Here is a 12573-nt window from a genome sequence, read left to right as displayed (position 1 = left end):
TCGCACGGCGACGCGCATCACACGGCAGCGGTGCTGCCGCTGTCTCCTAGACCCTCTTACTTTCTCCAGAAAGACCGTTAATCCATGGCCTCCGCTGAACTGCTATCCCCTTGGCCGCAGAATTCATTGCGCGAAACAGATCGAGTTCGTGAACTCTTCCTCATGCAACCTCATGCGGATCTCCATGGAATCCGGCCGATCGTGGCGCGCTCTTGGTACCGCAGCCGGGCCGCCGGGGTCGACGCCGTAGCCGATCGAGGCTTTTTTGACGAAGGCCGGGTAGACGAATACACAATCCATGCGGCCGGCCCGCATCTGCAGAAGCTGGATGAAGTGGCTGCCGACTTGGGCGGATATGTCAGCCTGACGGCACCGAACGGCGTACTCGTCAAGGCCAATTTCCTTCGTGACGACGGCTTCCCGGCCGGATATTCGCTACTGGAAGAAAGTTGCGGCAGCAACGGTGAGGGCTTGGCGCTGGAGGAAGGCCGCGGAGTCTGGCTTGCCCCGGAGGAACATTTCCGCGAAGACATGCGGGGGAACTGGTGCTTTGCTTCCCTGGTCCGGGACCCGCTCCACAACCGCGTGCGGGCAGTGATTGGTCTGACACTCCCAGCCAACCGCGTCTCCACCTTGGAACCCTCCTCGACGCTGCTGATGCTTGAGGGCGTGGCCTCGCGGATCGAACGCGACATCGAGGTGCGGACCTCTTCCAAGGAGCGGGCGCTTCTGAATGAGTACTTGAGAATCTCGCGCCGAAGGGGCAACCACGCGGTGATAGCAGTTGATGGGAAGAACTCCCTCCTGAACACCTCTGCATCGGCTTCTTTGGAAGACAGCGATTTCTCGATCATATCCGGCTACGCCACGGCGGTGATGTCTTCCGGCCGCAGCATGAACTGCGAGGTCATGCTGCGGGGGCCTGGACTGTCCACTCTGGAAGTTTCCCCTGTAACCCTGTCGCCTGCGAGTGTCGGGGCGATTGTTGTGGTCCGGCCCCATGCTCCGACCAAGGATCGGGCTGTCGCTGCTGCAGCCATACCTCTGCAGTTGGAGTCTTCCCCGCAAGGAACAGTTGAGCGGCTGATGAAGCACTTGGATGGCACCAGCACCGAATTCAAGCGCACCCTGAACCTGGCCCGCAAGGCGGTGGACGAGGGCAGGTCCGTGGTAATGATCGGTGAACTTGGCAGCGGGAAACGCCGCTTGGCGAGCGCCATCGCATCGTTGCGCGGTGGCCAAATGACAGTTGATGCACGCAGTGGCACCCTCAGGAACCACCAATTCAGGGACGTGCTCCACCGGGTGGCTACGGAACTGCCTGCGACGCTGATTGTTGAGCACGCCGATGAGCTTTCCCAGAACGAAGCCAGCGAGATCGCCCGCAACCTGCGGGGCAATTCGGCCACCAAACTGATCTTCACCATTGCTCGGCCCACAGAAGCCACCCTGCTGCTTTCCGAGTCTTTTGACGTCCTTGAGATCCCAGTGGCCCCGCTGCGGAACAGACGGGAAGACATCCCGCAACTCGCCACTGCCATTGCGGAGGAACTGGGGGAGCGCAGGCTTTCCCGCAGGCTCGTCTCGACGCTCACACACGCCGACTGGCCGCGAAACATAGACCAGCTCCGGTCCGTCGTCTCCAACGCCGTGGAGCGGGCAGAAGGTGCCGAAGTGACGGGGGACGACCTGTCACAGGGCTTCCACCGGGTCTTGACCAAGGGCCGGCTTTCGCGGTTGGAAGACGCCGAGCTCAGCGAGTTGCGCACCGCGCTTCAGGAGGCGAAAGGCAACCGCAGCCTCGCAGCGGAAACTCTGCAGATCGGCCGCTCCACCCTGTATAGGCGCATGGACTACTTCCGCAGTCGGGGCATCGACCTCTGATTCCACCGGGCAGCACGCAGGAGCCGGCCATCAAAGGATGACCGGCTCCTGCGTGCTGCCCGGCAACCCTGTCCCGTGGGACAGGTGTCCCACTCTTGTGTCTCGATCTGGCACGGATAGAGGCTTCGATATCGCGTTGTACTTGAAATCACCCGACACCGGCACCCCGTCCCATGGAGTGTTCGGCAGCGAACGACGGTACGACACGAACAGGACGACAGACTATGACCCTCGATGCCCAGGGAACCATTCTTGTGGCTCCCCACCATTTCCCGAATCTGGACCGCGAACACGCACTCGCGGAAGAGTTCGGTTACACACTCAACCCTGCGGCAGACACCGATGCCTTCCGCGACGGGCTTCCTGAGGCCGACATTGTGATGATCACGCCCTACGCCAAACTCACTGCCGACGATTTTCCGATCATGTCCAAATGCCGTGCGGTCATCAGGTACGGAATCGGTTACGACAACATCGACGTTGCCGCAGCCACGGAAGCCGGCATCCCGGTATCAATTGTTCCAGGAACAGCATCCGAGGAAGTCGCCTCTCACGCATTTGCCATGGGCCTGGCTCTGGCCCGTCGCCTGCCGGCCGGTAATGCCTCGATCCGCGACCTGGGCTGGGCCGGAACCATCGGCTACGATACACCGGTACTCTCCGAGCTTGAGGTCGGCGTGCTCGGAATGGGACGCATCGGCCAGCATGTGGCCCGAATGTACTCGGCTGTCGGAGCCCGCGTCCGGGCTTATGACCCCTTTGTCACAGACAGCTTTGTGGAATTGGCTGCCCTGGAAGACATCCTGGAGAACTCCGACGTCGTCTCGCTGCACCTGCCACTGACCGCAGACACGGGAAACCTCCTTTCCGGGGATGTCCTGGCACGGATGCGCAAGGGCGCGGTGGTCGTCAACGTGTCCCGGGGCGGCCTCATCGATGAAGCAGCTCTTGCCGAAGCACTGACCTCCGGACACATCGCCGGCGCCGGCATCGACACCTTCGCCGAGGAGCCGCTGCGTGATGGACACCCGCTCCGCTCAGCGCCCAACACCATCCTGACTCCCCACATCGCCTGGCGCTCCAACCGCTCAACGGGCGCACTGCAGGACGGAGCCGTGGAACGGGTCCGCCTGGCACTGACCGGGCAACCGCTCATCGACCTCGTGAACTGAAAAGACTGGAGACTCGAAATTGGGAACAACAAACTTGGACAACGTCGCGGAGCTCAATCCCACGGAAGATCCGCACGTGCGTCGTGGGCCGCGCGGTTTTCCGCTGCTGCCGGGCGGCTACGGCCGATCAACCTATTACACCGGAGCCCCGAGCCCATATGCCATCAAAGGCGAAGGCTACCGTGTATGGGATGACCGCGGCCGCGAACTGATCGACGCGAACAACAACTTCACGTCCTTGATCCACGGCAACGCCCACCCGGAAATCACGGAGGCCGCAACCAAAGCCCTCACCGCTGGAGCCAGCTGGGGCATCCCAAACCTCTACGAATGGGAACTTGCCGACCTCCTGCTATCCCGCCTGCCCGACCTCGACCAGGTTCGCTTCGCGAATTCCGGCACAGAAGCCGTCATGTCCGCAATCCGCGTCGCCCGGGCGAGTACCGGCCGTGAACGCGTCGTCGTCACCAAGGGCGGTTACCACGGAACGTCCGAGGTAGCCCTGGTGCCCGGCGGACCCTCCTACCAGCGTGGGGTGACCCGCGGCGTGATCGACGACGTCACCGCAGTGCCGATCAACGACGTCGAATTCCTGCGCCAGACGATTGAGGCCGCCCCTGATCAGTACGCGGCAATCATCCTCGACCTGCTGCCCAACCGCGCCGGCCTGCTCACGATCTCTAAAGAGTTCGTCCAGACGGCCAGGGAGCTTGCGACCCAGTACGGCATCGTCCTGATCATCGATGAGGTCATCAGCCTGCGGCTCGGATTCAACGGTTTCAGCGGCGAATACGGCGTCTCCCCCGACTTGCTGACAACCGGCAAGCTCATCGGCGGCGGCTTCCCCGTTGGAGCCCTCTGCGGCAAGGCCGAACTCATGGCCGAGGTGGACCCGACCCGGCCGGGCAGCCTGCCGCATGGCGGCACATTCTCCGGCAACCCGGTCAGCATGGCCGCAGGGGCCGTGGCCTTGCGTCTCTACACTCAAGAGGAAGTTAAGCGGCTGAACCATCTGGGCGATTCCGCACGGGACACAGTGAACTCCCGGGTCGCTGAGGCAGGCTGGGAAATCCGCGGCCGTGGCTCACTGCTCCGCGCGGTCCCGGCTGGCGCAGAGAAAGTGGACGAACAGACCCAGCACCAGCTGTGGTGGGCCACCTACGAACGGGGGCTGCTCGGTTCCCCAGCCAACCTGCTGTCCCTGTCCACACCCATGGACGAGAAGGTGGTAAGCGACATCGCTGACCGTCTGGCAGATGCCGTGCTGGCAATTGCCGCAAAGACTCCCGCAACGGAAGGCGGCAAATAACCATGAAGATCGTTTCCTACGAGCACGAATCCGGCGTTCGTGGCGGTGTCCTGATCGAAGATACCGTCTACGACCTGGAGCTGCTCTTGCAGGGTTCCAAGCAAGCCGTTCATGGAGCCACCACCGTCGTCCGTGAGTTCCTCGAGCTGTATGGTGACCGGCTTGAGGCCATTTCTGCCGAGGTCAACACGTTGGCAAGTCAGGACCCCGTGGCCCGCGTTGGTGCACGGGCCGAGATCCGCCTCACCACACCCGTGACTGATCCCTCCAAGGTCCTTTGCGTTGGACTGAACTACAAAGATCACGTAGCAGAAACCGGACGAGCCTTCCCCGAGTACCCGGACGTTTTCGCCAAGTTCGCCTCCACCATGGTTGGTCCTGAAGACGAGATCGGTGGTGCACAAGTCAGCGAGAACCTTGACTTCGAGGGTGAACTGGCAGTGGTCATCGGACGACGTGCCAGCGAAGTATCAGAAGAGGACGCGCTGGCGTACGTCGGCGGCCTCGCTCCGCTGAACGACATCACGGCACGCGACCTCCAATACCGCGGCACCCAATGGCTTGCTGGCAAGGCCGTCGACGGCTCAACCCCCTGGGGCCCTGCACTGGTGACCCTGGATGAAGTGGGCGATCCGCAAAACCTGGAACTGGCAACCCGCGTGAACGGCAATGAGGTCCAGCGCTCCAACACGCGATACCAGATCTTCCCCATCGCCCGCATCGTCTCCTACGTCTCGAGCTTCCTCACCCTGGAACCGGGTGACGTCATCGCCACAGGTACCCCGCAAGGTATCGGTGCCAAGCGGAACCCGCCTGTCTGGCTTGAGCCCGGAGACACCGTGGAGATCGAGATCGAAAAGGTCGGACTGCTTCGCAACACCGTCGGCAAGCCCCAACTCTAATTCCCTGCAAGCTCTACGAAAGTAATGAAGACCCATGAGTGAAGTACAAACACAACCAGGCGAGGCCAGGTACCGTATCGCCGTCGACACCGGCGGTACGTTCACCGACGTCGTGGTCGATTCCAACAGCGGCGACATGGCGGTCGGTAAGGCACTGACCACCTACGACCGCGTGTTCACCGGCTTCGAAGCTTCTGTCCGCCGTGCGGCGGAGTCGGTCGGCTGGAGCGGCGACGAGGTGCTCCGCAACGCCGACGTCATCGTCTACGGCACCACCCACGCCACCAACGCAGTGCTGACCGGCAAGGTTGCCAAGACCGCACTGCTGACCACGGACGGGTTCGCGGATACTCTGCTGCTCCGCGAAGGCGGCCGCCGGGATGCTTTCGACTCCAAGGCCGCCTACCCGCCGCCCTACGTTCCCCGCCAGCTGACCTTCGAGATCACCGAACGCATCTCCGCCGAAGGCGATGTCCTGGTGCCGCTGGACGAAGGGCAGGTCCGGGAAGTACTGGGTTCCTTCAAGGAACAGGGGATTGAAGCTGTTGCCGTATCCTTCCTCTGGTCGATCATCAACGACACCCACGAGAAGCGGGTTGCCGAGCTGATAAAGGAAATCCTCCCTGATGTTCCCTTCACGCTCTCCAACGAGGCCAACCCCACCATCCGCGAATACCGCCGTTCCTCTGCAGCCTCGATCGACGCCTCCCTGAAGCCCTTGATGGCCGACCACCTGGGCAAGCTACGCTCGGACCTCCAGAAGTACGGCTTCGCCGGTGACCTTCTGGTGGTGACCTCGGAAGGTGCTGTTCTCGACGTCGCCGATGTCCTGGACCGTCCCGTTCTGCTGCTGAACTCCGGCCCGTCCATGGCGCCGCTGGTCGGCGCGGCAGCGGCTCCGGACCGCGACACTGTGGTTGTTTGCGACATGGGTGGCACGACCTTCGACGTGTCCTTGGTTGAAAAAGGCGTGGTCCGCCACACGAGGGAGGCCTGGCTGGGTGAGCCCTTCGTAGGACACCTCACCGGTCTGTCCTCCGTTGCCGTCTCCAGCATCGGTGCCGGTGGCGGCAGCATCGCGTGGATCGACGGCGGCGGCTTGCTCCGCGTGGGTCCGCAGAGCGCGCGCAGCACCCCCGGCCCGGCAGCCTACGGCCGCGGCGGCGAAGAGCCAACGGTTACGGATGCATGTGTGGCACTCGGTTACCTCGATACCGAGGGCTTCGAAGGCGGGTTCACCTTGGACCGCGAGGCCGCCGTGCGGGCCATCGATACCCGCATCGCCGGACCGTTGAAGATGGACACCCTGCAGGCCGCACAGGCCATTCTGGACGTCTCTGCCAACCACATGGCCACGGCTATCCGGCAGGCTGCCTTGGAACAGGGTGTAGACCCCCGGGGTGCGCTCATCGTTGCCGGCGGTGGCGCCGGGGCCATGGTTGCCGCCGCGATTGGTGTCCTCCTCGAAGCTGAGACTATCCTCATTCCGGCCACCGCAGGTGTGCTGGCGGCCTACGGCGCCCACCGTGCACCCATCGCCACGGAGTTCCTCTCGCCGCTGCACAACGACACCCGCAGTTTCGACGCCGGTTCGGCCTCCCGCGCTGTGGAGGACCTGACGGCCAAGGCCGAGTTCTTCGTGAAGCGCTTCGATGGGGTGGGCGAGGCAGCCAACGTCACCTACTTCGTCGACGCCCGCTACCCGGGCCAGGCCTGGGATCTGCGTGTGTACCTGGATGCCGCCCCCGACACCTCCGGCGATGCCGCTGGAATCATTGAGCGGGCCTTCCACGAAGAACACGACCGCCGCAACGGCACACACGATCCGGACAGCCGCGTCGAGATCATCACCTGGGGCGTCCGTGTGGAGATCCCGCGGCCCGAGCACACGAAGGACGAGGCCGGCACCACCGGCACCAGCGAGGTCCACCGTACCGATGACATCGTCTTTGGGGGCGAGGCCTTCAGCACCCAGCGGTACCGCGGCGTCACCTTGGCACCGAGGGACAAGATCGTGGGGCCTGCAGTCATTGACCAGCCCACCACCACAATCGTCGTTCCGCCGGAGTGGAACGCCACGCTCGACGAACGATCCAACATCTACCTCACCCGTAAGGAGGCATAACCGTGACGCGCGAATTTGATCCTGTAAAGCTTTCGGTACTTGCCAATGCATTCGACGGCATCGTCCGCGAGATGACCAGCGGCCTGCTCCGCTCGGCACGTTCGTCCGTCATTAACACGGCCCGCGACTTCTCCTGCGCCGTGCTGACCGCAGACAACCAGCTCCTCGCAGCAGCGGAAGGCGTCCCCGTGCACGTCTTCGGCGCCGGCCCTCTCGGCGAGGACATGGTGGAACTCCATGATGACATACGTGAGGGTGACGCGTTCCTCCACAACGACCCCTACATGGGCAACTCCCACGCCGCCGACCACGTCATCCTGGTGCCCATCTTCATCCAGGGACGCCACCTCTTCACCGCCGTGACCAAGGCCCACCAGGCCGACTGCGGTAACTCGCTGCCCACCACGTTCTTCGCCACCGCCCGTGACGTCTACGAGGAAGGCGCCCTGATCTTCCCCTGCGTGAGGATCCAGCGCGATTACACGGACATCGACGACATCATCCGCATGTGCCGCTCCCGCATCCGCGTTCCTGACCAGTGGTACGGCGACTACCTCGCATCGGTGGGCGCATCGCGCATCGCCGAGCGCCGCATCCACGAGCTCGCCGAAAAATTCGGCGTCGATGACCTGGTGGACTTCGTTGACGCCTGGTTCGACTACTCGGAACGCCTCACCGCCAGTGCCATCGAAACGCTGCCCGAGTACGTCCTCCACGGCACCTCGGTCCACGATCCCTTCCCCGGCACCGGCCCGGACGGTGTGCACCTGCAGGCCACCATCGAGGTCAAGCCCAAGCAGGGCAAGATCACCATTGACCTTCGAGACAACCCGGACAACCTCCCCAACGGCCTGAACCTCACCAGGGCAACGGCAACGGGTGCAGCACTGGCAGGTATCCTCTCCGGTATCCCGGAGAACCTGCCGAGCAACGCCGGAACCTTCCGCAGGGTGGAGGTGCTGCTCCGTGACGGCTGCGCAGTCGGTGTCCCGAAGCACCCCTACTCCTGCTCGTCGGGAACCACCAACCTCGCCGACCGCGTGGTCAACATCGTCCAGGCCGCGTTCTCCCAAATCGACGACGGCTACGGCACCGCTGAGGGGGCAGCCGGGCAGGCACCCGCCAAGTCGGTCATTTCGGGCATCGACGAACGCAACGGCAATGCCTACGTCAACCAGATTCTGGTGGGCGGCGTCGGTGGCCCCGCCACCCCCTACGTCGACGGTTGGCCGACGTACCAGCGGCCAGTCTGCGGTGCTCTTCTCTACCACGACAGCGTGGAGGTGGATGAGCAGCGTTATCCGATCCTGGTCCACGAACGCACTTTGGTAGCCGACTCCGGCGGAGCAGGTCGGCAGCGCGGCGGACTCGCAACCCGCGTCACCATGGAACCCCGGGGGGAAAGCGTCACCCTCACATACGGCATCGAGGGTAAGCTCAACCCGCCGAAGGGCGTCCGCGGCGGACACGACGGGACCGTGCCGTCGACCTGGGTGGAAGATCTCAAGACCGGTGAACGCCGTGAAATTCCCGTGGTGGGCCGCTACGACTTGCAGTCCGGCGAGAAGGTAGTGTCCATCACCCCGGGTGGTGGCGGATACGGCGACCCGCTGGAACGTGACGTACTGGCGGTCCTCGATGACTACCGCGAGTCGCGGGTTTCCCTTGAAGCGGCGGTTGCCGAATATGGCGTCGTCATCACCGACGACGCCGTCGACGAAGCGGCCACGGCAAAGACCCGCCTAGAGCGTCTGCCCAGCTAGAAGTATCAGCCATAGCAACTGATTCCGGGGCGGGGTATGTTCCTCGCCCCGGGAGGTTTCACCAACTAATGACGGAGATTCACATGGAACCCATTCGAGTCGGCATCATCGGCGTCGGAAACGTTCTCAACCAATACCTGGACAAGATCGACGTCCACCCGGATGTCGAGGTTGTGGCACTGGCAGACGTTAACGCGGAGGCCGTGAAAGCCCGGGCAGCAGCTTATTCGGTTCCCAAGGCCCTCTCGCCGGACGAACTGCTGGCCGACGACGAGGTAGAGCTGGTCCTCAACCTCACCCCGCCGAAGCTCCACGCGCCGGTGACCCTCCAAGCCATCGCCGCAGGTAAGCACGTCCTTTCGGAAAAGCCGTTTGCCACCTCCCTGGAGGAAGCACGCCAGATCCTGGACGCAGCCCGCGAAGCCGGGGTGAAAGTGGGCTCCGCGCCCACCACCTTCCTCGGTTCCGGCATGCAGACCAGCCGCAAGCTCATCGATGACGGTTGGATCGGTGAACCCGTGGCCGCCTTCGCGTCCTTCGCGTGCCGCGGCTATGAGCACTGGCACCCGAACGTCGACCCCTTCTACAGCCCGGGAGCCGGCCCCATGCTGGACATCGGGCCGTACTTGATCACCAATCTTGTAAACTTCTTCGGCCCGGTCAAGCGGGTTTCTGCAACAACACCGCGTTCGTCGGAGACCCGGCCCCGTCCCGGCAAAGAGGGCGAAGTCATTCAGATCAAGACCCCGACGCACGTCACAGGCGCCATTGATTTCGAGTCCGGTGCGGCCGCAACCGTGATCGTCAGCTGGGACATTTGGAACCACAACCTGCCGCATTTGGAGATCTACGGAACGGGTGGCTCGCTGGCGGCGCCAAACCCGGACCACTTCTCCGGGGCACCTGTTCTGCGCCGTGGCGAGCCCGGCGACCTGGCGTTGGACATGACTCCTCCAGGCGGTGGCGACTGGCGGGAAACGTCAATCACTCACCGTGACGATGCCTACCGGGGCATCGGCCTGGCCGAGTTCGGCTATGCCATCCGCAAGGGCGTGGAGCCGCGCACCGGTGGCGACTTCGCCTACCACGTGCTGGAAGTCCTTCTGGCCTTTGAAGCATCCTCGGAGCAGGGCCGTCACATCGAGATTGAAAGCACCTGCGAGCGGCCACGGCCGCTGCCTTCGGTGGGGCCACAGGAGCCCTACCGTTTCGACTAGAGGGACGGACGTAAACAACTGCAGCAGCCGACGGCGGTACTGACGTGCCGTCGTCGGCTGCTGTTTTGTGTCCCGTGGGCAAGCTGCGTATCAAACTGGGACACAACATTGCCTCCCCAGGATGAAAACCTGATGTTCTGGCGAATCGGTTTGCAAATGCCGACGCACCTACGAATTTAGGAGATCGCATGACCAGCACAGCCGCTGCTGATATCGGCACCGAGGTCGACATCAAGAACGTCCGCCGCCGCACTGTCGCACAAGCAATCGTTGAATACCTTCAGGTCCAGTACAGCGAACTGGACGGTGAAAGGAGGCGCCTGATTGCCGGAATGTACGGCATCTTCGGACACGGCAACTCCGTCGGCCTGGCGCAGGGAATCGACGAATATGGCGTGGACTTCCCCCACTACCAGGGCAAGAACGAGCAATCGATGGTGCACGCGGCCATTGGCTTCGCGAAGGCCTCAAACCGCGCCGCAACCCTCGCCTGCACCGCCTCCGCCGGCCCGGGAGCGACGAACATGATCTCAGGTGCCGCCACGGCAACTACCAACCGCCTTCCGGTGCTTCTGTTCCCCGCGGATATCATCAACAACCGTTTCGGTGATCCCGTGCTGCAGCAGATCGAGCACCCGGTAGAACGGGATGTATCCGCCAACGACTGTTTCCGCCCGGTCAGCCGCTACTTCGACCGGATCACCCACCCGGCCCAGCTGCTGTCCACACTCCCTGAAGCGATGCGGGTCCTCACCGATCCCGTCGAAACCGGCGCCGTAGTAGTTTGCCTGCCCCAGGACATCCAGGGCGCGGAATTCGACTTCCCGGAATCCTTCTTCACACCGCGTGTGTGGCACATCCGTCGTCGTCCGGCTGTGGAGGACGAGTATCGCGATGCTGCCGAAATCATTGCGAACGCCGAGCGCCCCCTTCTGATCGCAGGTGGTGGCGTCCGTTACTCGAAGGCACAGGAGGAGCTGGCACGCTTCAGCGCCGAGTTCGGCATTCCGGTGGCCGAGACGTACTCCGGCAAGGGAAGCGGCCCCATCAGTGAACTCAATCTGGGCGCCCTCGGCGTGACCGGCACGGTGGGGGCAAACGAAATCGCCGACGGCGCGGATGTTGTCATCACTGTAGGCTCACGCCTCCAGGACTTCATCACTGCATCACACTCACTGTTCCAGAACCCCAATGTGAAGTTCGTGAACCTCAACGTTGGCTCATTCGACGCCCACAAGATGGGCTCATTCCCCGTCATTGGCGATGCCAAACTGTCCCTTGCTGCGTTGCGGGAACGCCTCGCAGCTGTTGACTACGGCACGTCCCAGGACTTCCGCAGCGACATCGCGGACGCCCGGAAGGCCACCTTCGAGGTACGCCGGCACGACCTTCAGGCATTCCCCGGTGAGAACATGAGCCAGGCCCAGGTGATCGACGTGCTCAACCGGACGGCCACCAGCCAGGACGCCCTGGTCCTGGGCTCTGGCGGTGCGGTTGAAGGAATCCACAAGGCCTGGGATCCGTCCAACGGCACCGAGATCCACTTCGAGTACGCCAACTCCTGCATGGGCCATGAAATCCCGGCCGGACTGGGTTACCGGATCGCCCGCGGGGACGCACCGGGCGAGGTGTACGTGCTGATCGGTGATGGCACCTACTTCATGCAGCCCACTGAACTGGTCACTGCAGTACAGGAACACAAGAAGATCATCACTATCGTGGTCGACAACCGCGGGCACCAGTGCATCTGGCCGCTCCAGGTGGCGAAGGGCGGGGGCCGCGAGTTTGGTACCCAGTACCGGGAACGCAGCAAGGAGTCCGGTCGCCTCGACGGAGCAATTCTGGACTTCGACATTGCGGCCAATGCTGCCAGCATGGGCTGTGCAGCCTGGTCCACGACCACCATCGAGGAATTCGAGGCGGCGCTCACCGAGGCCAAAGAAGTGGACGGGCCTGCAGTCATTGTGGCCCGTGTCGAGCGTGCGCGCTACCTGTCCGGCAACGGTGCTTTCTGGGATGTCGGAGTTCCCATGACCTCGGAGCGCCCGGGCAGCCAGGAAGGGACTGCGAAGCACCTGGAAGGCCGTGCCCGCCAGCGCTTCTACGCAGCCACCGTCGCACCTAACGCGCGCTAAACGCACCGGGCGGGACCGCTCTGGAGCGGTCCCGCCCGACGTTCTACGGGGCAACCCCGTTCTTTC

General features: G+C 63.4%; 8 protein-coding genes. All 8 read left to right on the top strand.

Annotation, left to right across the window (positions count from 1 at the left end; translation table 11 throughout):
• Positions 1-201 precede the first annotated feature (201 nt).
• The 8 genes from AC1DEM_RS08710 to iolD all read left to right on the top strand — a co-directional run bounded on the left by AC1DEM_RS08710 (position 202) and on the right by iolD (position 12507).
• Positions 202-1884 carry a sigma-54-dependent Fis family transcriptional regulator gene (locus tag AC1DEM_RS08710; RefSeq protein WP_476884066.1) on the top strand — a complete coding sequence of 561 codons (1683 nt, stop codon included), beginning with the start codon at positions 202-204 and terminating at the stop codon, positions 1882-1884.
• Positions 1885-2108: 224 nt separating this feature from the next.
• Entirely contained in the window at positions 2109-3056 is a 948-nt protein-coding gene (locus AC1DEM_RS08705; protein ID WP_441410134.1) for a C-terminal binding protein, read from the top strand.
• Between the two features lie 19 nt (positions 3057-3075).
• Entirely contained in the window at positions 3076-4365 is a 1290-nt protein-coding gene (locus AC1DEM_RS08700) for an aspartate aminotransferase family protein (RefSeq protein ID WP_476884065.1), read from the top strand.
• Positions 4366-4367: 2 nt separating this feature from the next.
• A complete protein-coding gene (locus AC1DEM_RS08695; protein ID WP_441410132.1) occupies positions 4368-5267 on the top strand; it encodes a fumarylacetoacetate hydrolase family protein in 900 nt (299 codons plus the stop codon).
• A gap of 34 nt (positions 5268-5301) precedes the next feature.
• Positions 5302-7392, top strand: coding sequence for a hydantoinase/oxoprolinase family protein (locus tag AC1DEM_RS08690; RefSeq protein ID WP_441410131.1), 2091 nt, complete (start codon positions 5302-5304; stop codon positions 7390-7392).
• Between the two features lie 2 nt (positions 7393-7394).
• Positions 7395-9155, top strand: a complete 1761-nt coding sequence (locus AC1DEM_RS08685) for a hydantoinase B/oxoprolinase family protein (RefSeq protein WP_441410130.1) — start codon at positions 7395-7397, stop codon at positions 9153-9155.
• Positions 9156-9238: 83 nt separating this feature from the next.
• On the top strand, positions 9239-10372 hold the full coding sequence (locus tag AC1DEM_RS08680) for a Gfo/Idh/MocA family protein (protein ID WP_441410129.1): 1134 nt from the start codon (positions 9239-9241) through the stop codon (positions 10370-10372).
• A gap of 188 nt (positions 10373-10560) precedes the next feature.
• On the top strand, positions 10561-12507 hold the full coding sequence (iolD, locus tag AC1DEM_RS08675) for a 3D-(3,5/4)-trihydroxycyclohexane-1,2-dione acylhydrolase (decyclizing) (protein WP_441410128.1): 1947 nt from the start codon (positions 10561-10563) through the stop codon (positions 12505-12507).
• The last annotated feature ends 66 nt before the right edge of the window (positions 12508-12573 follow it).

The sequence above is a fragment of the Arthrobacter sp. 05T420 genome (assembly GCF_056396305.1).
The sequence above is the reverse complement of the archived record's forward strand: the minus strand, read 5'-3'. Positions and strand labels throughout refer to the sequence as shown.

What these genes read in the sequence shown, in the direction of transcription:
- AC1DEM_RS08705 (WP_441410134.1), top strand. Translation starts at nt 2,109, where the DNA reads ATGACCCTCGATGCCCAGGGAACCATTCTTGTGGCTCCCCACCATTTC.
- AC1DEM_RS08695 (WP_441410132.1), top strand. Translation starts at nt 4,368, where the DNA reads ATGAAGATCGTTTCCTACGAGCACGAATCCGGCGTTCGTGGCGGTGTC.
- AC1DEM_RS08690 (WP_441410131.1), top strand. Translation starts at nt 5,302, where the DNA reads ATGAGTGAAGTACAAACACAACCAGGCGAGGCCAGGTACCGTATCGCC.
- iolD (WP_441410128.1), top strand. Translation starts at nt 10,561, where the DNA reads ATGACCAGCACAGCCGCTGCTGATATCGGCACCGAGGTCGACATCAAG.
- AC1DEM_RS08680 (WP_441410129.1), top strand. Translation starts at nt 9,239, where the DNA reads ATGGAACCCATTCGAGTCGGCATCATCGGCGTCGGAAACGTTCTCAAC.